Raw genomic sequence first — 24118 nt, 5'->3', positions numbered from 1 at the left:
AATAGGGCTCCATGCGCAATAATATTAGGTGAAATAAATGTATCTGAAGTAGTTCCAATAAAAAATTCACCTCCGTACCTTCTAATAGCGTAACTTCGACCTGATGCACCAATCATGTAGTACAGTTGACCCGAATTTGAACTGGTATACAAGGTATTATTTATGGCCTTATCTTGCCTTTTATTAAACCATATTATCTATTATTATTTATGGTTATCAATAATAACATCAGGACATTTAACTTCTACTGTACCCTCTCCTGGTAGTTTGTCATAGCATTTTATGTCACCACCACCAAGATGGAATTACAGATTAGTCTCAAAAGTACTCTCCTTAATTTCAATTTTTTTAGACACAGAAACCCCTTTGGTTATTTTTTTTCTAGTGACAATTTTTCACCATCTTTTGCGCTTACTAATCCTGCAATTAATGTTGTATTTAACTATAATAGTATTAAAGCTATTTTTAAATCTCCATATTTTTTTATAGCTTCTTCTGTTGTGATATCTTCTTTAAAAAGATTTTCCGTTTTAATCTTATCATTTATATAGAGCGTTATTCTCTTTTTATTCGAAGATTTACTAAATTGTGCATTGTCCAAAAAGCCAATTATCAAAGTATGAACACCAGTTTCAGGATTATTTGGCATGATTCTCAACATTTTTATTTCAGGCAAATCTTGTAATAAATTCTTTAATTTTTTATTTTTATATTTATTGTGATTTTTTTCAACTTTTTGAATCTTTAAAATTTCTGTTTTGTTTAATTCTTGACTGTATATTAAAACAGATAAAAATAAACTAAAAACTAAAAAAGCTTTATTATACTTTTTCATATCATTATTTTTTTAATTACATGTTGATTGGGAATATGTATTACTTCCAGTAGAATTTCCTTTTGCAACATTAATCTTTTTAAACTCACCATTACTATTCATTTTTGTCAGAGCTATTCCCACATTGTATTTATCTAACATAAATGATAGAGCATTTTCATAAGCTGCCTGACTGTTAGTATTTGAATCAAAAGCAATATCATTATATTCATTATTTAAAGTTGTCGGAAAAGTGGGTGCATAAGGTGGATTAATCAAAGGCGGATAGCTACTAATAAAAGCATCAAAAGCATTAGCATTAGTAATAATAAAAGCATATACTGTTCAATTAGGCGTTACCAAATATCTGGTATTAAAACTGTTATGTTGATTATACATTGAAATCATGCTATAAACATCTCCTGCTGATGGAGGTGTATTATCAGGATGATTATGAATATCAGCTGTAGGATACTGAAAAGAATTACTGATATTTCCTGAATTTTGACCAAGTTGTTGAACACTCGTTGCATCCATTGAGCTATTAGGATCATCACTTCCAAATGCTACCCAATCTTCTCCTTCATTTTGAGAATAAGCATCTAAAACCCCTTGTTTGGCAATATTAAACTTGGGAATCTTTGATTGTTGCGTTGCTTTAGCAGACGCGGCGGCAGCTTTTACACATAAATCCTGCGGGTTATCAGGATTAAAAGTACCGGCCCCAGGGAGTGGTGTCTGCGGATTGGGTGGAGTGTTAGGACCTCCAATAACAATTACCTCTTCAATATCTGCCGTGTGACATTTATTACATGTTGGGGAACTCATTGGTCCGATTCCGTTTTTAGAGGCTATATCCTCAATAATATTTCCTTCAAGAATCTTTAATTGATATTTAATATTTCTATCCAGAGAAAAATAAGTAACCGTTCCACTCATTTTACTCATAATTTCATGCGCGGTCAATTTATAATCCTCCGAATCAAAATCTGTTGTAGCTATAAATTTCCAGGGGTGTCCCAATATTTTATTGTTATCAATTCTAAAGCTAAGCTCTTCTATGAAACTTAGTTTTTTATATTTTACAGGAACGGTGACTAAAAAGATATCATTCTCATTTTTATAAGTCCTTCCTTTATCCCATTGAATATCTTTTCCAACAATTGATTGTTTATTCTTTATATATTCTTTTTGAATGAATGAAATAACATCATTTTAAATATTGACAAATTCTCCTTCAATGAATTCATGGACACAAGAATTTAAAGAAAAAAGTAAAATAATGCTGACTATAGCCAGTGTTATAAAATAATTATTTTTCATAACAAATTTTGATACAAATTTGGTGTTTACGTTTCCAAATACATAAAAACAATTTACATGAAAAATGGAAATAGAAAGGGAAGCATAGTATTAAGTTGACTAATCTATACTTCCCTGGCAATAGTTTGTTCTTCGTGGTGTGAAGATAGTTTGTTTTCGAGAAATCCAAAAACAATTCATATATTTAGTTTCTTTATCAGGGTCTAAAGTGAAATAAATTCATTTAGTTATCTGAAGGTAAATAACTTAAAAATGAACTTATAATATATAATGGACATTTTATACCATTTTTAGTTTAAAGCCAATATACATTATTTTTTAAGAGGGAGAATATAGCGATCACCTGATGCCCCTAATAATGAAATTTTATTGATATTAGAAATATTTCTATCTATAATCTATTAAATCTCTCATTTAAGTCATAGAGTTAATAAGGATCAAACTTCAAAAAACTGCATTTGCACCAAGGGGTGGTTTCTGATTTTTCTATGCAGATAACCAAATTTTAGATTCGATCCTACAACGTATATTTTTTGCCTGGTGATTGTATTAACTTTAACTGCATTCTTCCCTTCCTTTCAGAGTCTTCCTGGTCCGCTTCCTCGGCAGCTCTTTAAATGCCTTCTTCTATTAAGCGTGGTCAAATCGACTTAAGTTCTCCCCTGAGGTATCAGAGAAAACTTAAAAAGTTAAACGAGTTACATGTTGTTTAAATTATTAGTGCACTACCCTCACCAAACGGTATAAATTAAAATACTTATGTTTTATACAGAAATGAGTCAATTTAAACTCTCCTCCCCGCTACTTATTTCATCGTTGAATATGACCACTTTCCCGTCAAACCCTTTTTCAGCATTTATAACAATATAATCATCACTTACCATTACCTGAACAGCCTTACTCACATAAACTCCAGGCGAAAATTCATAATAAGCTTGTACAATCGGTAAATTTTTAGCTACGTTCTTAATGGTCAGAGAATAACTGTCCTTAATAAGGTGAAAGTGCTCTTTTTTGAATTCTAAATCCATTTTTTTCTAATTTTAATAAGGTAAAAATAAGACTTTTTATCTATGTACTATCCTGTTAAAGTTCTATAAATGGAAATAAACAAAGTACGTGAATCATAAATGGCATTTTAATAGTGAGAGCATTATACAACAATACAATGAATGCTCATCGGATAATGTTTCATTCAACAAACCATAATACTTGTACTTATACTAAGTGATAATCATTGGATATAATAGACTGAATGATAGTATGATTGTATACTATACATGTTTACGCTTGCTGACTTACGGACTTATTCTGACCAAAAAAATTTCTATATTTGATGATGGAAAATTTAGAGAATGAATCACAACCGTACTATCATACCGGAGCAAGTATACTTGAGGTTTTATCAAGTTTTTGTTTAGGTTGGAGCTATTCAGAATTTGAACCTGTTTTTAAAGACACGGAGAAAGGTGCTGATTATTATTGGGAGCTATTTACCAAAGTCCGAATGACCTTTCCCGAAACAGGTGCAGATATGCTGGGATTTATCTACGAATTGGATAGTGCGGAAAAAACACATCTTTTTAAACATTTATTTGGCCGGGACGTGAAATTTTAAGTCCTATGAAATAGGTAACCTTTTGAATTAATTTTTGTTATCATTTCCGATAATAAAATATCATCTAAATACCAAGGTTGGGTAATGTCAAAAATGTATTTGAATAAGTCAAAAATTTCTTGATCATCCTGAGCAGCCATCAAAACATAGAGTTCTCTTTTATATGTTTGCTCCTCGAAATTAGTCTTGCCTAAGATTCTTTGAAATTCAGAATTTTTCTCATACTTGGTACGGAAGTAGCCCTGATATTCAATATTTTTATGTTCAGCGACTTCTTGAATAGCCCAAATAGCAGAATTGTAGATAGCCTCTTTATCATATTTACTCAAATAGCCATTATCATCGATATCCTCTGCAATCCAGTCCTTAATAATTTGGAAAGCCTGGTCTGCAGTTTTAATTTCTACAAAAAATTCCATAACGATTAAAATCTTACCCCTTGTTCTCTCAGTTCATAAATTTTTTTATAAAGCAGATGTTTTGACAAACTTTCCGCGTGGGTAAAGTTATATAAATATTCTAAACACTCGTAAATCTCGATGTCTGCTTCTGCAGCAAGAAAGACAAACAATTCGCTTCTATTTTCGTTCTCGAAATATTCTTCATTAAAACTCACTGGATGCTCCGCTTCGATTTCCCACTTTTTTAGGAAATAACCATCAAATTCAATTTTTTTTTCAACAGCAAAATGTTGAATTACTCCTATCCCATTTCGATAAAGTTCCAGCAGTCCTTCAATATCTTTTGCATTACGATGTAAAATGTCTAAAGTATCACCTTTGGTTATCATACAAAAAGGTATTAGAAATTTAAAGATGCAATATCCCTAAAAACCGTTTTTACCCCTCCACGGGTTTCAACAATTTCATCATTACCGATTGCTATTTCAGGAAAATCTTTATTTAAAGGAATTAAACAGTTTTTGTTCAAATCAATCTTTTTTGCAGAAAAGCCCTCTCCTGAAACATAGACAATAGCCAAATCTCCATCTGATGCTTCGAGATCAGAACGGATAATAAGAAAATCACCTGGCATAATAAAAGGGTAATTGGACATTCCTTTTGCTTTACCGATAAAAGTGGCTTCAGGCTTTGAAAGAAATTTTTCATCAAGACTGATTCTTTTTCCTGAAAAATCTTCAGCCGGTGAAGGAAAACCGTTAGCGATATTTTCATGTACTTCTACATAATAGCGATCTCCATCATTTTTCACTGGATAAAATTCTATCTCACTGTAAATATTTTCTGCTTTTTTTAAAATCATGATATTTCAATTAAATCATCCCAGTTTGTAGTATAACATTTTGACAGTCTTTCGCGGAGCATTTTTTCTCTCCTCTTCAAATCATTTGATGCCAGCGTGACAACAGGATCCATCTTAGAAATATTGAGAAGGTCCATTACTTTCATCAGTTTTTCATGTTTGGGATTTTCATTAAAAAATAAATTTCCCTGCTTGCTAGGTTCGGGGGTTATACCATGGACAACAACACCCGTTTTTTTATATCCAAAACCTTCCTTGTAAATAATATTTAACGCTCGTACCGCGTACTTTGCAATAGTGATGTCAGAATTGGAAGCAAATGGTAAGTTCATGATCACCTTATTGGCATATTGAGGCTCGTCTTCCTTGAATTTATTAGTAATCACAAATACTTCAATCTTACTGCAATAGGATGTCTCTTTTCTCAGTTTTTCAGCGCAACGGGTCGCAAATGTAGAAACCCTTTCGCATATATTGTCATATGAATATTCATCATGGGCAAAGCTGCGTGTGGTCGCGATGGCTTTCTTTCTTTCAGTCTCCTCCAAATCCAGATAATTTAAACCGGATAATTCTTTTTTCAATCGCAGACCGACAATACTTAATTCTTTTTGAACAGTATAATCAGGAAGTTGAGTAAAATCGTAGGCAGTATGGACTCCCCAATTGATTAACTTTTTTGATAGCTGTCGGCCAATACCCCAAACATCTGCAATAGGAAGCCATTTTAGCGCTTTGATCCTTTTTTCTTCGTTATCTATGACATAAACGCCATTCCATCGATCAGAATATTTTTTAGCAATTTTGTTGGCAACCTTCGCAAGGGCTTTTGTTGGAGCAAACCCTACAGATACGGGAATCCAACAGTTCTTTTTTACTGTTTGTCGCATTTCCTGACCATACTTATTAAGGTCATAGTTTTTAAAACCATCAAATTTCAGAAAGATTTCGTCGATTGAATATACTTCTACTTCAGGTGTAAATTCTGAGAGCGTATTCATGATCCTACGGCTCATGTCATCATATAACTCGTAGTTGCTTGAAAAGATATGAACATCGTTTTCGAAATCCTTGAGCATGAATGCCGGTAATCCCATTTTGATTCCCAAATCTTTTGCTTCGTTGGATCGTGCAATAACACAACCATCGTTATTTGACAAAACCACAACAGCTTGATCATTTAACTCTGGCTGAAAGGCTCTTTCAGAGGATGCATAAAAATTATTGCAGTCAACTAGTGCATACATCGTTTATTCGGGAATGAAATTTGGTGTAAAGTTAGACAAAAATTAATCCGAAAAACGATATTTATGTGCTACAGATTTTCAACCCAGTTCACGGCGAAGCAACTCGAAGAGTATTATACAGCCTATGAACTGGAAAATGAATACCATCTTCTGGATGAATTGAATGGATTTAATTATCCGGAAACCGCCATTATCATGGATAAAGCTCCAACTGAAATAGTTGTGGGAAAGTGGGGACTATTCCCGTCATGGGCAAAAGCGGATTTCCAGAAAAAAGCCAATACGTTAAATGCTAAAATTGAAACTGCAGAAACATTAGCATCTTACAAGGGTTCAGTACACAGTAGATGTTTGATTCCTGCTCATTTATTCTTCGAATGGCAGTGGCAGGATGCAAAAGGAAAAGTGAAGAAAAAATTCGAAATTGGTTTGCGTGAGCATCAAGTCTTTTCCCTGGCCGGAATATATAACCTATGGACTAATCCGGACAATGGTAAATCGTACAGAACATATTCTATTTTAACTACGGAGGCCAATGAGTTAATGTCGGAAATTCACAATACCAAAAAGAGAATGCCTGTATGTTTGAATAGAGCAATGGATAAAGATTGGTTGGAAGGAAGAAATTTACAGGATTTCTCTTATCCGAATTATAATCCTGATTTGGTAGCCATGGAATCAAGTGGTGGAATTGTAGATCTATTTTCTCCAAAAAAAAATAGTGATTAATCAGAAACTTAATCACGACTCCTACTTAGCATATTTTTTAAAGATGCTAAAAACCTAGCTATAAGCTTAATCATGCATTTCAAGAAAGCACTTTTTTAGCAATTTCATATCTAATTCTGGGCGAATAGTACTGCTGCAGAAGTAGACTAGGCAAGTAGAATTTTACTTTTGAACGTTTATTATTCATAGAACTATAAGATGCCATCTAATTAATATCACAACATTTACATCAATTAACGTATACTTTATTAGGGTATTTGCGAAATTTACCTCTTCACCGATACATTAATACTATACAGTTTATAGATTTTAAAAAAGAGCATTCCAGTCAGGACTAGAAAGTAGAACATTATTTGATTGTAATTTTTAAAGATGAAATAGGATACGGATAATGAAGTTTGGAAAAACAAACTAACCAAACATACGCAAATGCTGAATATGAAATTATTGATGAAGCCACTCAGTTAAGATCAACATGAAAAAGTCTTCAGAAATACGGGTTCAATTTTTGAGATTATTCATTCGTATTTTTATAAAAATTCCGTTATGACACAAGCAGTTACATCAACAATACTAGGTCAGATTTCAGAAGAATATAAAGTAATCATGAGCACCTGTATGATGAATCCATTACATTACTGCAATATGCAACCGTCCAAAAAAAAATTGAATTCAACGGATATTTCCGAACCCTATGGGAAATTAAAAAAGATCATCCCATGACATTTGGAGATGAATATGTTGAAGATGAAAACCGAAGTAAATAGTATGTGTATTTAGCTGCTGACACCAGTCAAGAAAATTATATATGTTTGGAATTTGCATATAATCTAACCCATCAGCTAGGATTGTCGACAGAAATATTACATTGATGAATTAAATGTTTAAGAGATCAGGGAGTTACATTTTAGATTCACAAAAATATATTACTATGGTAACAAGTTTATTAGTAATCATAAACGATTGTTTTTAAAAGACTGTTAATTCATCCGATGCTTTTAGTATTATTCGTTTTGCCAACTCAATTAGAATAGTTTAGTATAGACCTATAATGCCAATATTACATCACAGAGATCAATAAAGTAACATTCAAAATTACACTGGACTTAATTGTGAATGCTGACAAAACTTTTAATTCGAGGAATGTGCTAGTACTGGAAAAGTTGGATGTTTATGCAGCAATGGATTATGAATGCGAGGAAAAAATTTTTGCAGATCTTCGACACCAAAGTACAACTCTGAAGGCAAAGTCAACTGAAAGATCGAGAAAGCAATGGGCTTCAACCATACAGACACACGTGATTGTATTAATAAAGCTGGAGTTTTGCAAACTTTTGCATATCAGGATTAAAAGGGGTATGAAAATAAGTATTAAATGCGACAAGTTTATATATAAAAAACTCCCAGAAACTTTCGCTTCTAGGAGTCAATCAAATTATAACTGTCTATTAATCTATACTTTTGTTCAAAGTTTCGAATTTTGCATAAGAAGATTTTAATTTTTCCAGCTGACCAGAAACAATTGCAGTACTTTGAGGACATAAATTACCATCCTCAAGCGCTTCTTCATAAGCATCAATCGCTGCATTTTCACCAAACACAACATTTTCCAACGTCGATTCTGCGTTTTCACCACCAAATGCATTTTTCACATCGATCCAAGTTCTATGTAGCGCTCCGGCGGTTGTAGAGGAATCATCTACTTCGCCACCCTTCTCGCTTATTAATTCTACGAGCTCAGATTTCATAGTCTGAGATTCTCTCACCATTTGATCGTAATCATTTTTTAAAGACGAATAGGTCTCCCACACTTTGTCTTCTACTTTACTAAATCCCTTGATCCTGTCATTTGTAATATTTAAAAGATCATTTAAAGTTGAAACTGTTCTACGGTTGTCCATAATAAAAATATTTTTGTTAGTGTACTTATCTTTGTACAATTGTCATACCATATGGTACTGCTGTAAACGCTAAAATTTTCTTAATTAGAAGTTTAACATCTCAACGTTATAAGAAGGATTATGATGAGCTTGGAGAAACCAAAGTAATGAAACCATAATTAATTTTTCCCCAATGGCATTCTGTATTGTCTAGGAAGAATCAGGTGCAATGGAACTTGTATAACCATATCAACACTCCTGTACCTCCCCTGCTAGACAAAGAATTGTTGGACATTGAAAACGTACTGCAGGTGAATATTTTTATTGATCCGGAAAGTGAAGTTTCCTTTATGAAAGAAGTAATGCCGAATTCATTAGTATCACGATGGACACCACTTTTCGCAGATGTAAATCCAGAAGGGATTAGCAAACAGAAATGCGTGCAGTATTTTTGTAATCACTTTAAAATTAATCTATCCGAAACGATGGCTTTCTGGGACGGCGGAAATGATATTTCAATGCTGAAGTATGTAGTGATAGGCGTGGCCATGGGTAATGCAAGAGAAAATGTAAAACAAGCGGCCGATTTTATCACTGATGACGTTGACCATCACGGTGTTGAATCAGCGTTGAAACATTTCGGTTTATTAGTCTAGACTATTAGATATGACTCGATACCGAACTATGCCTTATCGGACAGTTAGTATATAGGTATGACAAATGAAAAAATACTTCCTTTCCCGGGCGAGCTTATAACAGAGATAGTTCCTGAGTGGAGCTCTACAATTTCTTTGCAAAGATAAAGTCCTATTCCAAAGCCGGCAATTGATCTACTGTTGAAGTCTTTAGAGCGATAGTAGCGCTCAAATATTCGCGCTTGGTCGTCAAGTGGTATTCCCAATCCCTGATCCTGTACGTCGATTTTTAATTTGTTTCCTTCAAGTTTATAATATTGGACTTTTATTGTAGTTGAGAATGATGAGTACTTTACTGCATTTCCAATCAGATTATGCATTACCTGAGCTATTTTTTCGCGGTCTGCCAAAACGGATATTGCCCCGGATGACTCAAAAATAAAATGGTGGTTGCGCATGGTTGAAAGCACTTCGTCTTCAATTTCAGAAAACAATACGTGAAAATCAAAGGATTTTTTACTCATGTGCATTTGACCTGAGTCAAGCCTCGATACATTGAGAAAACCATTAATCATATTGTTCATATAATCCACTTGTTTGACTGATTTCTCAAGTATATTATGCTGCTTTTGGCTCTCCATTGATGCACCTTGCCGCTGGATAATCTGGATATAACCCTTCAAAGAAGTGAGTGGCGTTTTCAGTTCATGACTAACCATTCCCATAAAATCATCTTTCCGCTGTTCCTCTCTTTTCTGTTGTGTTATATCTCGAAGAGTACCATTAAGACTCAGTGGATTGGACTCTCCATCATAGAAAACCCTGCCGTTAGCCTGCACTAATCTTTCTTTCATATTCGCATTATTTTTAATCCGATATTCAATGAAATAGTATCCATCGGAATCTTTGCTCAGTGATTTCATTATTGCTAAACGTACACGTTCCCGATCTTCCGGAACAATAACATCCAATGCCACACCCAAGTCTATGTTGTCGTCCTCAGAAAGACCGAACCATGTTTTAAGTAAAGAATTTCCGGCAAAAAGATTGGTTGAAAGTTCGTAGTAAAACGTTGCAAGTTCACCCGCGTTCACAGCCAAAGATAACATTTGCTGATTCTTTTCGTTTTTTCGCCGCTCTAAAATCTGGTTGGTAATCTCTTCCAAAATTAATAAAACACCCGTAATCTCACCATATTGAGAATATATGGGCTGGTATATTGAATTCACAACTGCCTCCCTTAACCCATCTTCGTGGTAAAGTTTAACGACGAATTCGTTATTGATTTTGGGCTTTCCGCTCTGATAAACTTCTTTAATCCAGGCATGTACCGGCTGGCCTTGAAGTTCCGGGCGAGCACTTTCATGCGAAACTCCGATTACTTGGTCCTCCGTCCGTCCCCATATCTTCAAAATCGCAGGATTAGCAATGTCAATAGTATGTTCCTCGCCGCTGAGCATTGCAATACCTACAGGCGCCTGCTCGATTATAGTACGGATTGACTCTCTGCTATGGGCAAGCTGATCTATCGATGTATTGAGTTCCTCATTTGTGGAAGTCAACTCCTCGAGTGTCGCTGCCATTTCTTCCCTAAGTTCTTGCTCATTTTCTTCTTTCGTCTTCATTTGCTGTAAAAATTCACGTCGTGATGTCACCTCCATTGCAGTATTGAGTATGCACCAAGTTTTATTTTGATCATCCTTTAGCGCTTTATATTCATAATCAAAATAATCAAGCGTTTCTTTTCCATTTTTGACCAACTTTGCTGGCGCATCAGATACGGAATATGTTACACCTGAGCGCCACACTTCCTGCAATAAATCCAAAAACGGCTGCCCTTTCAATTCTGGAATTGCTTCGATTAAGGGTTTACCGATCACAGACGAGTCCTTACCCCAAAGCGCTAACATACCGGCATTTGCAAAACGGATGATCATATTTTCACCCGAATAGATCGATGTAGGGGCATGCGATGATGACAGTGCCTGTATTATTAACTCGGAGCCGAAGCTATTATCAATAAATATTTCTGAAGTCTGCATAAGATTACAAAGATATAAATTGCATTAAAACTAACATATGAGAAACCAGAAAAAAGCACCTCATTGATTAAGGTAAAGCCACCCTAATCTATAATACCGCTAAAATTTCGCAAAGCGATGTAACGATCTCAGTTATCAAGTGCACCTTTTGATATATAAAGACTGCCGAAATAATAAAGTACAATATCAACATGTATCTAGAAAAAATTACACCTAGCGGGATGGAACTGATCTCCTTTGATATTTTTTTTAGGCGTAAAAATTATACCTATAGTATAATTTTTGTATTGAGAATAGCGCATAAACTTTTCATATTAATTAAAAAACCCCATAGTTTTATTAAACTGGGGTCTTTCTAATAATAATACAATTATCCTAAACCACTACCAGCCGTTGCATGAATCTATATTACATTATATCTCGTTATTCTTATTACTATTTTCATTAATCTAACATAAAAACAATCAACAGGTATTTGAAGTAAAAAGATGCGACTGTTGGTAATTTTATCAAGATAGAATTTTTTATACTTACTAGTGAATAGCATTTTTAACAACAATTCAATCCGAGACAATTACATAAATGATAAAAAGATACTCTGAAGGAATGCTTATAAGATTAGCTTCTTCATCAAGCTTTCATTAGATTTTTGCGCTCTGGTTTATGATTTAATATATTCACAAGTATTGATATACGGTTACCGCACAGAAATAAGCAGTGGAAGTACTAAGTTTTGCGATAAATGATTTTTTTGAATAATTTGTCAGCAGTTTGAAGATGATTATATTTAAACAAAAATGCAGAAATGCGGATTTAGAATTTCACACCTTTTTCTAATAAAAACTGAATTTCGCGAACGAGTACGGCTTCAGTGAAAACTTCTCCTGTAACAATCTGCCAAAGGTATGCTACTGCGTCATTAATATCCTGATCACGAGCTGCGGAGAAAAAAACATAGATCATACGTTGATCAACATTTTCAAAATAATGATCATCAAAGGTCATAACAACTTCTGGTTCAAGTCCCCAAGTTTCTCTGAAAGTTGCATCAAAACTTATATTTTTTTCAACAGCGATTTCTTGTATTATAAGCATACCGTCATTGTACAATTTGTTAGGATCAAGTGGATTATCATCAATAAATTCCATCAATGTTTCTGTAATATAATTCGTATCTCTCATAATAACAATTTTTATAAAATTAACTCGTCGTGTGTAGTATTAAAATAATGTAAATAGTTAGATATTCGTCCTTATAAAAATATTTTAACAAAAAAATCACATTTGATCTACAATTGAAATACTTTTAAACTTACAAATATTGTGCGACAATGTATCAGATTGCTGAAAAAGATATAGTTGTGAGACCTTACAATAATTATTTCTTTCGTAAAACTTTTTTGCAGGCCAAATTTTGCTAATAAAAAACTTTAAACTTAAATTATCTGTGGGTGTAAAGGTGATTTCAACCATGCTATAGTATATGCACTTTAAGGCAAGGGATCATGGAAAAATTGGAGTATGCAGCACCGAAGGCCAACGAACCACATTTTGGTTTTCATTGCTCTAAGTGAAAAATTAGAATGCCCATTGCTGATTTTTATATAAACTGTGTCTCACAAGCACTGTGCTTCATATAGGAAAAGTAATCACGATAATCATATCTCTAGATCTCTTTGAGGAATGATGTTCCATTATTTAAAAATATGGAAATAGATGTGCAGCTGTCAATGGAAAAACTCTCTCATGCGAGTCCAGCTGATAATCATCGGGGTTTGCCAGCCGGGTGCCTATTCAAATTCCTGTTAATTATGGAGATCCTGCTATTTTGTAGCATAATGCCGAATAACCCTACTTACATTGTATAACTTAACTCCAATCGGCACGCGATTATATGCTTGTTCTAATTACGATAATAAAAATAGAGTTGCTATATTTACCTGACTTTCGAACTGCCTCTTTGAAGGAAATGATCAATGGATTTCTAAATGAAAGACCCTATATTGTGTAGAATGTCACAAAAAGCGTTATCTGTTTTCACTAGCAAAAGAATGTATTTCAATAATTGCCTTCTCAATCTTTTTTCGTCCCTCTGGAGATTTCATATCAATGCCGCAAAAAGATGTATCGCTGTGCAATGTGTAAAGATTTAAATAATATATCCTTTATAAAAGCATAGCCATGATAGCTCTATGATGATCGGATTTTCCTTCAAAATCATTATTATTATTAATGCCTAATCCCTGAAAGCTTTTTTCTCGTTCTTTGTAAATTTTCCTTAGAGTGCTGCGATTCTCTGAAAGCTGCCAGATCATAAGTCTTTTGCAGTTCTTCCTCCTTAGCAACACTTTCAAACTGGTTAACAAGACTCTTTGCTACGAACTCTCCTTCTCTAGCGGAATGAATAGTAGATTCTTCTGAAAGATCTATTTCTTTCCAGTAATCCTTAGAATTAATGTATTCATCAACTAATGTATCCGTGCTTTCAAAATATTCATAAATTAATTTTTTATTGAAAACTGCAAAAGATGCAATTTTACTGACCATTAAACCTGAGTAACCTTTGGTTTTTAAAATTTCACGAACAGCAGCTAGCAATTTTTTTTTGTTTTTTGTTTGTCCCTTAATGGATCTTGAACAATCTTTCTTGGCATCCTTCTCATCTTATTATTAGCTACAAAATGAGCATTTCAAAATTGTTAGATCTTAAACCTGCTAAGCAATAATACTAATGTTACACGACATAGTACATTTTCAAAATTTGAAAAATGTTAAATAATTAAGAAATCGAAGCTGTTTATGATTTGGTTGGTGGAGATGCGGATTTTTTTACTAATCCTAAAGATCAAGTTCAAGACCTCTCTTGGAAAAAGTTTGGGATTCGCACATTAAAGGTATAATAAAAATTTGTCACTCAATCATCAAGTTCAAAATCTTTTACGTTGGTATATGACAATACTTAAAAAAAATAAATATTAATGAGCAGTAAAAGAGCCATAATCTACAGAAAATACTTTGATCTTAAAGAAGTTGCGCACAATTATCAATTGATGACATTATTTTGGACCTCGCTACAAGAGTATCTCCTAAAAACAGAAAAAAAACATCGGTAAGCTATTATAGAAAATGCAGTAAATAATTACATAAGACTGAAAATTTTATTATTGATTTTACTTACAGATAAGCCTCTTGCTTCAATTTACCATCTCCTAATGAAAGAACTTCTCAAAAATTGATAAATCTATTAATAATTATATCATTATTTTACGATTTTTGATACAAAGTATTTTTGCCCGTTCCATTTTTTTTATGGTTCTGATAGTTGTCTCCAGACATAGTCCTGTCAAAGCGGCTAATTGCTGCCTTGTGAGTGGAACTTCAAAAGTGTATGGTTCTGGATCGTGATGTTGTTCCTTTTTCAGTTGCTCTATCACTTCCTTTAATCTTTCCTCAGCCTTGGGACTGGAGATCTTTTGCATAAGAGCGAACTTATGGTTAAGCCTCTCGGCAAGAGATTTACAAATATTATAATAGATCTCAGGGTTTTGTGCTAAGAATGCGAGCATAGAAGATTTCTTAACTTTGATAATTGTACATCGACTCATTGCAATTGCATTCATAGGATAAGGCTCATCAGTAAAGAGCATTGATTCGGCAATAGCATTCTGACAGGTAAGGATATTTTGAATGAATTCTTTACCTTCACTATTGTAAGTATTCAGCTTAACTTCGCCCGTTATTATCTGAAAATAAAACTGTGGGCTGCCATTTTCGCGGAAGATATAATCACCAGCGTTATAATCTTCTTCTGTTGCTCCTATAAGATATAAAAGTTCTTCTTCTATAGACATATATTTATTTTTGTGATTGGTGTATTGAATAGTAATGTTAACTCTCGCAAATCTGCAGTTAGATGGCATATCGTTGACATTAAACAGTTATAAATTTATAACATCTACCTGAAGAGATTTATGTTTTGGATCATACTACATTTCAATTTTACAATCTTCAATAATCACTGTTTAATTTATCGACTTTATAACTTCCTCTGCGATCATAAGAACACAAATAAATTTTTGATCCGAATGTTCATTAATATTTTTGCTCAAAATATTCCAACGGACTCTCCTGAAAAAAAATTACCGCTCATTTTGAGAAATATCAACCGTAACTCAATGAGTATGGTTGGCTGATGGTTTGCGCCTTCCATTCTTAAGATATTAAAAAACAGGATTAAAATTATTACATCTGACAGAACAGTTATGTCAATGAAGTAAATCAGTTAAAAATCGGTTTTGGTTCAATGATTCTAAATGCTCTAGAAGTTGCAATCAAATTATATCTAAAATTTTGTGAAATTTGCATTTTGATTAAGAAATATTGTCAAAATTCTACAATTATTTCTTATTTCTCATCCTAGTGTAAGTACGGCAAATTTGAGAGCCTGGAAAGAACGGCAGAATAAAGTATTTAAGTTATATTTTATCAACTCTTGAGGACAATAGTTTTCAGGAGTTTTTTTAGCTCTTAAGCAAGCAATCAGATTGTCTTTAGCTAATGTTTATGCGATTAACAATTGTAAAAGAATTTCTATAACTAATTTTATAATACTCATGCTAACAGTGTACCTCTCAGAACTGCAGACAGGTATTTTCCTATATTAAATTCATTACTTTAAACGTGCGATTTTTACAGCGCAGTAATATGTTCCAATGCAGTAAATCAACCTTTTAGATATCCTGGATTCAGAAACTCTCCAAAGTCATAGATCTCGGAGAGTTGAATAATATTGAAAGAGAACTTTAATTTGTCAGAAGGTAATCTTACGTTGAGCTAAATACTCAACTTTTACCAGTCTCAAGTTCAGTGCCGTTGTTGCACCAAAACATTGCATTGTATACTTTGTCCTTCGGAAAGATTTTAATACTATGGATGGGAAAAGGCATAGCTTCTTGAAGTCTGGAATCGTCACTGATGATGGCAGCACGATTGCAGTGTGAAAAGTCATTCAGTTTTGATAGTGAGTTAGAGAGCCAAAGATTTACATCATTTTGTGGAGCGTCTGCATTGAGGTAAATTAGGTAATTCAGTTCATTATATTTTGCAACTTTTTTTGCAATGTGGGGAATGATGATATTTTCAAAATCTAGTTGATTGATATCGCCGCTGGCGTTGAAAGCCGCAACATTTTCGGGAGCGTCGTTAAGTAAAGTGATCATATCGTGTATTATTGGTGTAAAAAAGCTGAGCAAATATTAAACCAATAAATTATGGTTTAACTGTACGAAAATAAATTGTAAAATAAATTATTTTATTTCATCCTGATAAGTCTTGACAGTACCATCAAAAAATGTTAAAGTTATCTGTTGTGCAAGGTCAAAATCTATGACATGTTCAGGATCTCCTGTTTTGCCTTTCTCATCTAGTATTTGCACCTCAAATGGAACAAATTTTACGCGAGACAATTCACCACGATACCTCTTTTTTCTCTTATAAACTACCTCAATGTTTTCAATTAACTTCGTATGGGTAATAAGGTCTTCCTTAAGATCAAAAGTAATTTCCATATTGTAGAATTTGAAGTTGTATATAAAATATTTACAATAACCAAGCCAGCATCCATTTGTACTGAACATTTGAAAAGCATTATCCCCATTGTACCATATTAAGAATATCAAAAGATCGTCTTATTTTAAATAAATGTTCATAGTATACCGAATTCTATTATTGATTAAAAAATTTATGAATAAGTCCCACAACTGCTTAAATTTCTCGTTTTTAGATTTTTTTTAAATATTTGTAATTAAAAAAATGTAAAAAGATGATTTCGCAAAGCAAGAAATCTAGATGATTAATTTTAAGTTAAGTATGCTAAGAATTAACCGTTAACAATGATGCCTCCATTAGGATGTAAAACCTGCCCTGTTATCTGACAGGCATTTTCTGATGCCAGAAACAGGAAGCTTGCCGCGATTTCTTCTGTGGAGGCATTGCGTTCAAAAGGTGGTTTGCTTCCGTCGTCTTCTTCTTCTCCGAAGGTTTCTTCAGTGAGCGGCGTTGCTACTGGCCCGGGCGCAACTGCATTGACTCGGATGCCTTTCGGTTTAGACTGCAGAGCCAATGATCGTGTAAAAGATACAATAGCCCCTTTAGTGGCGGAATAATCTAAAAGTGCTTCATGGCCTAGATAGGCCGTTGCTGAAGTGGTGTTGATGATTGCACTGCCTTGCTTTAAAAATGGAAATACAGCTTTAGTGAGTAAAATCATTCCAATAATATTGGAATCAAAGGTCTGTCTGATATCTTCCTCTCTAATATTTTCAATGTTATCACATGGAACCTGCGTTCCGGCATTATTCACTAAGATATCAATGGTTCCAAACTCATCAACAGTTTTTGACACGACATCCTGAATAAATTGATTGTTGCTGACATCCCCGTCGAACGAAATAGATCTTTTTCCGAGGGCTACAATTTCATCCTTTGTCTTATTCGCGTTTTCATCATCTCCGAAATGGATAAATGAAATATTGGCACCTTCCTTCGCAAAAAGTAATGCAACAGCTTTGCCGATTCCTGTGTTTGCACCTGTGATAAGTACCGATTTATTATCTAGTTGTAAATTTTTCATAATTATTTAATAATATTGGGTCCTGGTAATTTTTTGGGTCATTGAAAGTTCGGCTCAACGATTTAGCTGCAGTTCGAAACGTTCAAATATAGAATGAGTGTAGGCAACCTGAGCATCGATGGATTGAGTGTCTATAGCTAAGTCAATCCTTTCACTGACTATGATGTTTCCCTGATACGAAATGGAATAAAAGGCAAACAAATTCCCTTGTGATTCTTCGACTGGATTTGCATAGCCAGTGACTGCTATTGACCAATCCGTATCATACAACTTCGCAACATTGATTGCCATGGTTTCAGCAATATGGGCAGATACACAGTCACATTGAGATGCCTCATCTTGGTCAACCTTAAGAAGCTTTACTTTTTCTTTTAAAGTATACACAGTCATTCCACCTTCGAAAAATTTCGATGCGTCTTTCATTTGTGAAAAGGAAAACTGAAGAAAGCCCGCGGTAACGCTTTCCGCGGTTGAAACAGTTTCCCCACGTGAAATAAGACGGCTCTCTATTTCTTTAAACACATGTTCCAGTTGAGTCAGAGGGCCACTAAATGACTGTACAAAGGGCTGTTGTTCTGCAAAATTCTCTGTCAGGTCTGAATTCATCATAACTACTTTGCTTTTAATTGTCTCTATTTTGATGATCAACTTTCTCCGAGCAGTCTGCTGCAGTCATCGACCCGTCAGTTAAGTTAAAGGCACAACCGTCCGTCAAAAGATGTATCTGTAAATTTTCTGCGTAAATCGGACAATTTTCACCTGCGGTTTCTACGTTAGTTTGAACGACATTTTTTGCGCTGATGATGATCACCATTCCTGAGCCCTTGCACACAGCGTGATTTCCGTTTTTAATGAGCAGTGCTGTATCTTCCCCAAGTCCCAGACCATACAATTCCTGGTTTTTTAATACCGTATGCGCTAATCTTCCAAATCTTCCTCTATGAACGAAATGAGTATCAACCAATGCATTGGTCAAAAGGCCAAGACCCTTACCCACTTCAAGATCATTATTGATCATGGCTTCACCGTTTTCAGCTTCACTGATGATGATTTCCGGCATGCACATGGCTCCTGCACTCGTTCCTGCAATCATGAAATCTTCTTCAAGCATATATTTTTCCTTTAAAACTTCCTTTATCGGAGACTTCAGAAGTTTTTCACAGATCTTATTCTGGTCTCCACCGGTAAAAAAAACAGTCTTTGATTCGCGAACCCGTTGGATATAGCTCTCGTCATCAGAGTCACCTCCGATATGCATGAAACCAAAGTTGCTAAAACCTATTCTGGAAAAAGTTTCCTTGTAGCTCTTTACCAAATCCTCCGGTTCTGAACTTGCAGTTGTGATGACTTCAATCCGGTCCTTCTTAGAGTCTGCCAGAAGTTTAAGAATTTCAAGAGGTGAAAAGTTTTTATTGCTCTCTTTCATTTCAATATGATTATCGCTTCTGTCTTCTTTGCCTCCGATAATCAGTAATTTTCCTTTAACATTCATATTTGATATGTGATATTTGATATGTGGATTTATTTCGCTTTCTATACTTAACAGTTTCCTTTAAGCAGATGAACAAAACTACAAGGAGAAAGGTCAAGATTATATGATGATAATCACCATCTTCAAAATTTTTTATTGGTAACTTTCTTATATGACCATGGTCACATTTCAAGTCCTCTGTGATTTGTAGTATTGTGGAGATGCTGCTGGGTCAGTCTTTTCACCAAATAACACTAAAATCTTAATATGAACACCGTGGAAAATTTTGAAGTAATTATAGTTGGCGGAAGCTATTCAGGGTTATCAGCCGCTTTAGCCCTTGCACGAATGGCACGAAAAGTTTTAATTATCAATGACGGCAAGCCCTGTAACCGTTTTGCTAATGAATCACATAATTTTTTACCAAACGATGGTGATGACAGAAATCAGGTATACACCGAAATCTTGAAAAAAGTGCTTAAGTATCGCACAGTCCGGTTAGTAAAAGATCTTGCTATTAGTGGAAAAAAAGCCGAAAATGGGTTTACCATAAATACCCAATCTTGTAAGTCCTACTCCACTAAAAAGATTATTCTGGCGACTGGCGTTATAGATCTACTGCCTGATATTGAAGGTTTCCAGGAATGTTGGGGCAGATCCGTTATTCACTGCCCATACTGTCACGGGCACGAATATAGGAACAAAAAAACAGTGATATTGGGAAATGGTGATCCTGCATATCATATGGCAGGAATTGTCTTGAACTTAACAAATGATTTATCTATCTTAACTGATGGCAAAGCAAAATTCACAGAAAGCCAGCTCGCTGTTTTAGAAATAAAAAATGTTGCAATAAAGGATGTCGAAGTCGAAAAATTACTCCACCATGATAATATGATAATGCAAGTAACATTTAAGGATGAGAGCAAAATATCTTCTGAAGTAATGTATGCTATTATTGACTGGCAACAACAATGTGCTGAACTATTGGCACATTTTGAGTTACATTATACCGAAAAAGGTTTGATAAAGATTGACCACAGCCAAAGAACCAATGTGCCTGGAATTTATGCTTGTGGCGATAATTCTTCAGCGATGCGGTCTATAGCGAAAGCAGTTTACACCGGAAATCTTGCAGGCGCGATGGTCAATCAGGAATTAGTCGATGAATCTTTTACGTAATGGAAAGTATTTTGAAATAATATTGATTATAACAAATCAGACTGCAGTTAGCAGTCTGATTTATTTTATTTACTCACTGTCTTCCTGAGAAGCTTCAAAATTAATCGAGTTGTATGCGGAATCGCTCAGCAACATATCAGCCTCTTTTTCTTCAGCGAGAGTCTCCTCAAGCAACGACGACACTTCATCTTCACCAAGCGTTTTTGCAAAAGCTACTAACGTTCCGTAGGAAGCAATCTCATAATGTTCAATTTTCTGGGATGCAGAAATAATTCCGGCATCTCTAACAGGTCCCTCCTCCGTATCTTCCAAAATGCTCTCGCCTTCTTTAATAAGTCCTTCCATCGCGTCACATTTTTTGCCACGGTTCGATTCTCCCAGAATTTCAAAGATCTTGTCCAGCCTCTGCACCTGACCTTCGGTAACTACAACATGTTCTTCAATAGCAGCAATCAATTTGGGTTCTGTAGCATTTTTAGCCATCTTCGGCAGAGCTTTGAGTAAAGCTCTTTCCGCATAGATGATGTCCTTTAATTCATCAATAAAAAGTTCTCTCAATCCGTCAGCTGCTGAAGATTTTGCCTTCACTTTTCCTGCTGTGTATTTTTTGTCTGTTGTTTTCATAATGTAAGTGATTTTGGGTTATAATAAAGTTATTACTACAAATAAGATACCTTAACAATTTTTTTTGCGACCTCATTTTAAGATATTTTATTGAGTAGTACGAAATTTGTACTGTGTTAAAAAAACGATGAATCACTCATACCAGATTTATACAGCCATCTTAATAAGCTTATGTGCATCTATTGCTTGCCATGCACAGGAGAAAGAACAGGATCATTTCTCAATTTTCAATCCTGTTCCTACAGTGTTAATGCGTGAGATGGAAACCGATCGCCCGGATGTTACCGAATCTCCCATTACGGTCGATGCAGGACACTTTCAGTTAGAGGCTGACTTCATCCAGTGGGAAAGAGTGCAAACTGAAACAGCACAAACGCATACTTTATTGATTAATCAGATGAACCTGAAGATAGGAATTACCGCAAACACGGCTATACAGATTGGTTATCAGACTTATGGAATCGAAAATGAAAAAGAACTAGAATCCGGCACCGAGGATATAAATCAGGGACACGGGGATCTAACCCTTCGTATTAAACAGAATCTGATCGGAAACAGTAAGGGAGATTTTGCATTGGCAATACTCCCCTACGTTAGAGTGCCTATATTAACATTCGAAGATGACAGCCGCCTCGAAGCCGGACTTATCATACCTATGTCTTACCATCTGCCAGGAGAATGGAAGTTGGGTTTTCAAATGGAATTGGATCGATTAAAAGATCAAAGCCAGCCGACAATGCATACTGAGTTTTTGCAGACCCTCACCATTAGTCATCCGATCGTAAAGGGAATGGATGGCATTGCAGAAACTTATTATACCTATGACTTTAAAGCCCATCAATTTTCAAATTTTATTAATGCCGCTATTCAGGTTGAAATCATAAAAGATTTTAAACTCGACGCAGGATTAAATTATGGTTTGCAGCACACAGCAGATAAACATTATTTTGTAGGAGCTTCATATCGACTATAATTTTAGATCGTCAGCAGGCTCTTCAGATCAGGAAAAAAATAATGGCTTGTAAAAGTTTATAAATAATATGTATCCACATTTCACTTCAACATGATTCTTCCATCTGAATACTATTCTAATACAGACGTTCAATTTCTAGCAGAAGATCTGTTAGGCAAAATCCTTTTTACGCAGGTCAACGAAATTATTACAGCGGGCATAATAGTGGAAACAGAGGCGTACTTTGGAATTGAGGATAAAGCTTCTCATGCTTACGGAAACCGCCGTACTTCAAGAACTGAAGTTATGTACAGCAAAGGTGGTTTGACCTATGTTTATTTATGTTATGGCATTCATCATCTTTTGAATATCGTTACTTCGATTGAAGGTGATCCTAAATGTGTCCTCGTTAGAAGTATTGAACCTTTTCAAGGTATTGCAGAAATGGAAACAAGACGAAAAATGCCGGCAAATAAAACGGCAATATCGTCAGGACCCGGGTCACTTACAAAAGCTTTGGGATTAGATCTTTCGTTTAACAGGCAGGATCTGACCCAAAATCGCATATGGATTGAAGATCACAGCATAACATATCAATCATCTCAAATTTCGAAAGCTGCAAGGATTGGAATTGATTATGCCGAGGAACATGCAGCACTGCCTCTACGTTTTTTTGTTAACGACTCAAAATATGTAAAGAATAAAGGAGTTAAAACCTTGTAAAATATTCTGCCGGTGTACATTTCAATTTAAACGTTCGGTGTATTCCTTCCTCCTTGCAGAAGTAATATTCCGTACCAATCGGTTAGACCACCAATGAGCTCGGATCGATGATCTCACTTTTAACGAGAATTAATTTCCGCAAAATATAAATCACTTTCATTGCCCTTTAAGAACCGAATCCCTATGAAAATCACCACGCTGTATATAGATGGTGTTAAGATTATGGCATCAAATTTGAGGATAGGTGTTTTAAATTATATTTTATAGTATAAGAACTATGATAATTTTGTGGATTAAGAAGAGACTCCTTTTAGAGGGAGTCTTTTCTTATTTTATAAACGTCGTATGTATTATTTTTAATTATCTTTACTAGTCAGTCGATATTAGGTTGTTTGTATGCATGAGCTTCTATACCTAACTGAAATTAAAGTTATTCATTCTTTTTTTGCAAAGCAAATCTTCACAAATTGATTTACCTCTTCATCTGACCTAATTGTTGAACCAATTTTAAAATATGCCGCAATTTTCCAGTCGAGATGGGGTATTTGTGCTTTTAACAATTATCGTTACATCTACTGCTCTTGGAAAAATGCATAGTCCCATTCCAAAAATAATTTGTAGTGCAGTTCTGAATCTGCAAGTCTTTACGCAGTTTTTTCTAATTTAGTGCTCCGGACTTATAATAAGATTAAATTTCGAAAAAAACCTTCAATATACATATTCATTATAGTTTTGTTATTACTGAAAAGACAATACAACTTATACTCAGTTTGCAGATTAATATGACAGCATTGATGAAAGAGTTTGATCAATTGCAGTGATGCTGTCGGAACTCCCAAAGAAAATCAATATGATTCAGATATTACTGCTATTAAAAAAAATTTCTCCGGCGTCGGTACCGGAGAAATAAACCATTAAAATATATAAGAATTTGTGTAATTTAAATCTTAAAAAAAATTAACTAAATAAGACTTAAACCATATA

The 24118-nt window shown here is 34.5% G+C and carries 24 protein-coding genes; 6 read left to right on the top strand and 18 right to left on the bottom strand.

Annotated elements, in window-relative coordinates; translation table 11 throughout:
- Positions 1 to 442: 442 nt before the first annotated feature.
- The 3 genes from OMO38_RS19205 to OMO38_RS19195 form a co-directional block, all read right to left on the bottom strand.
- The gene (locus OMO38_RS19205) at positions 443 to 835 is read right to left on the bottom strand and encodes a hypothetical protein (protein ID WP_264751796.1); all 393 of its coding nucleotides are present in this window, start codon (positions 833 to 835) and stop codon (positions 443 to 445) included.
- Positions 836 to 1159: 324 nt separating this feature from the next.
- On the bottom strand, positions 1160 to 1837 hold the full coding sequence (locus OMO38_RS19200) for a hypothetical protein (RefSeq protein ID WP_264751795.1): 678 nt from the start codon (positions 1835 to 1837) through the stop codon (positions 1160 to 1162).
- A 1079-nt stretch (positions 1838 to 2916) separates the two neighbouring features.
- Positions 2917 to 3168, bottom strand: a complete 252-nt coding sequence (locus tag OMO38_RS19195) for a hypothetical protein (protein WP_264751794.1) — start codon at positions 3166 to 3168, stop codon at positions 2917 to 2919.
- 305 nt (positions 3169 to 3473) lie between these two features.
- Between OMO38_RS19195 and OMO38_RS19190 the strand changes: the two genes are divergently transcribed.
- Positions 3474 to 3755 (top strand): hypothetical protein, encoded by a 282-nt coding sequence (locus OMO38_RS19190; RefSeq protein ID WP_264751793.1) that lies wholly within the window; start codon positions 3474 to 3476, stop codon positions 3753 to 3755.
- On the opposite strand, the gene OMO38_RS19185 is transcribed toward OMO38_RS19190, so the two are convergent.
- From OMO38_RS19185 to OMO38_RS19170, 4 genes are read right to left on the bottom strand one after another with little or no spacing between them, the layout of a single operon-like run.
- A complete protein-coding gene (locus OMO38_RS19185; protein ID WP_264751792.1) occupies positions 3752 to 4174 on the bottom strand; it encodes a hypothetical protein in 423 nt (140 codons plus the stop codon). The two genes, OMO38_RS19190 and OMO38_RS19185, sit on opposite strands and share 4 nt — an antisense overlap.
- A 5-nt stretch (positions 4175 to 4179) precedes the next feature.
- The gene (locus OMO38_RS19180) at positions 4180 to 4545 is read right to left on the bottom strand and encodes a hypothetical protein (RefSeq protein WP_264751791.1); all 366 of its coding nucleotides are present in this window, start codon (positions 4543 to 4545) and stop codon (positions 4180 to 4182) included.
- 11 nt (positions 4546 to 4556) lie between these two features.
- Positions 4557 to 5018: a S24 family peptidase gene (locus tag OMO38_RS19175; protein ID WP_264751790.1), complete on the bottom strand. Its 462-nt coding sequence runs from the start codon at positions 5016 to 5018 to the stop codon at positions 4557 to 4559.
- A complete protein-coding gene (locus OMO38_RS19170) occupies positions 5015 to 6265 on the bottom strand; it encodes a Y-family DNA polymerase (protein WP_264751789.1) in 1251 nt (416 codons plus the stop codon). The genes OMO38_RS19175 and OMO38_RS19170 overlap by 4 nt, the downstream gene beginning before the upstream one ends.
- 63 nt (positions 6266 to 6328) lie before the next feature.
- Here OMO38_RS19170 and OMO38_RS19165 point away from each other — a divergent pair, with 63 nt between their 5' ends.
- Positions 6329 to 6994, top strand: coding sequence for an SOS response-associated peptidase (locus OMO38_RS19165; protein ID WP_264751788.1), 666 nt, complete (start codon positions 6329 to 6331; stop codon positions 6992 to 6994).
- 1448 nt (positions 6995 to 8442) lie between these two features.
- Here OMO38_RS19165 and OMO38_RS19160 read toward each other — a convergent pair.
- Entirely contained in the window at positions 8443 to 8895 is a 453-nt protein-coding gene (locus tag OMO38_RS19160) for a ferritin-like domain-containing protein (RefSeq protein ID WP_264751787.1), read from the bottom strand.
- Between the two features lie 185 nt (positions 8896 to 9080).
- Between OMO38_RS19160 and OMO38_RS19155 the strand changes: the two genes are divergently transcribed.
- Positions 9081 to 9530, top strand: coding sequence for an HAD hydrolase family protein (locus tag OMO38_RS19155; protein ID WP_264751786.1), 450 nt, complete (start codon positions 9081 to 9083; stop codon positions 9528 to 9530).
- Between the two features lie 44 nt (positions 9531 to 9574).
- Here the strand turns inward: OMO38_RS19155 and OMO38_RS19150 are convergent, their stop codons facing one another.
- From OMO38_RS19150 to OMO38_RS19110, 9 genes are all read right to left on the bottom strand, one after another.
- Entirely contained in the window at positions 9575 to 11551 is a 1977-nt protein-coding gene (locus OMO38_RS19150) for a PAS domain-containing sensor histidine kinase (RefSeq protein WP_264751785.1), read from the bottom strand.
- Positions 11552 to 12364: 813 nt separating this feature from the next.
- The gene (locus tag OMO38_RS19145) at positions 12365 to 12733 is read right to left on the bottom strand and encodes a hypothetical protein (RefSeq protein WP_264751784.1); all 369 of its coding nucleotides are present in this window, start codon (positions 12731 to 12733) and stop codon (positions 12365 to 12367) included.
- A gap of 1047 nt (positions 12734 to 13780) precedes the next feature.
- Entirely contained in the window at positions 13781 to 14149 is a 369-nt protein-coding gene (locus OMO38_RS19140; RefSeq protein WP_264751783.1) for a TetR/AcrR family transcriptional regulator, read from the bottom strand.
- 653 nt (positions 14150 to 14802) lie between these two features.
- On the bottom strand, positions 14803 to 15402 hold the full coding sequence (locus OMO38_RS19135; protein WP_264751782.1) for a Crp/Fnr family transcriptional regulator: 600 nt from the start codon (positions 15400 to 15402) through the stop codon (positions 14803 to 14805).
- A 990-nt stretch (positions 15403 to 16392) separates the two neighbouring features.
- Positions 16393 to 16770, bottom strand: a complete 378-nt coding sequence (locus tag OMO38_RS19130; RefSeq protein WP_264751781.1) for an STAS/SEC14 domain-containing protein — start codon at positions 16768 to 16770, stop codon at positions 16393 to 16395.
- Between the two features lie 87 nt (positions 16771 to 16857).
- Positions 16858 to 17118 (bottom strand): hypothetical protein, encoded by a 261-nt coding sequence (locus OMO38_RS19125; protein ID WP_264751780.1) that lies wholly within the window; start codon positions 17116 to 17118, stop codon positions 16858 to 16860.
- Between the two features lie 311 nt (positions 17119 to 17429).
- A complete protein-coding gene (locus OMO38_RS19120; RefSeq protein WP_264751779.1) occupies positions 17430 to 18182 on the bottom strand; it encodes an SDR family oxidoreductase in 753 nt (250 codons plus the stop codon).
- 54 nt (positions 18183 to 18236) lie between these two features.
- Positions 18237 to 18791: a CinA family protein gene (locus OMO38_RS19115; protein WP_264751778.1), complete on the bottom strand. Its 555-nt coding sequence runs from the start codon at positions 18789 to 18791 to the stop codon at positions 18237 to 18239.
- 13 nt (positions 18792 to 18804) lie between these two features.
- Complete coding sequence (locus OMO38_RS19110) at positions 18805 to 19674, bottom strand: cyanophycinase (protein WP_264751777.1); 870 nt, start codon at positions 19672 to 19674, stop codon at positions 18805 to 18807.
- 246 nt (positions 19675 to 19920) lie between these two features.
- On the opposite strand from OMO38_RS19110, the gene OMO38_RS19105 reads away from it, so the two are divergent.
- Entirely contained in the window at positions 19921 to 20835 is a 915-nt protein-coding gene (locus OMO38_RS19105) for an NAD(P)/FAD-dependent oxidoreductase (protein WP_264751776.1), read from the top strand.
- Positions 20836 to 20904: 69 nt separating this feature from the next.
- On the opposite strand, the gene OMO38_RS19100 is transcribed toward OMO38_RS19105, so the two are convergent.
- Positions 20905 to 21459 (bottom strand): YciE/YciF ferroxidase family protein, encoded by a 555-nt coding sequence (locus OMO38_RS19100; RefSeq protein WP_264751775.1) that lies wholly within the window; start codon positions 21457 to 21459, stop codon positions 20905 to 20907.
- A gap of 127 nt (positions 21460 to 21586) precedes the next feature.
- Here OMO38_RS19100 and OMO38_RS19095 point away from each other — a divergent pair, with 127 nt between their 5' ends.
- Positions 21587 to 22432 carry a transporter gene (locus OMO38_RS19095; protein ID WP_264751774.1) on the top strand — a complete coding sequence of 282 codons (846 nt, stop codon included), beginning with the start codon at positions 21587 to 21589 and terminating at the stop codon, positions 22430 to 22432.
- A 90-nt stretch (positions 22433 to 22522) separates the two neighbouring features.
- On the top strand, positions 22523 to 23134 hold the full coding sequence (locus tag OMO38_RS19090) for a DNA-3-methyladenine glycosylase (RefSeq protein ID WP_264751773.1): 612 nt from the start codon (positions 22523 to 22525) through the stop codon (positions 23132 to 23134).
- The last annotated feature ends 984 nt before the right edge of the window (positions 23135 to 24118 follow it).

Source organism: Chryseobacterium kimseyorum, from assembly GCF_025971945.1.
Lineage (GTDB): Bacteria > Bacteroidota > Bacteroidia > Flavobacteriales > Weeksellaceae > Chryseobacterium > Chryseobacterium kimseyorum.
The sequence above is the reverse complement of the archived record's forward strand: the minus strand, read 5'-3'. Positions and strand labels throughout refer to the sequence as shown.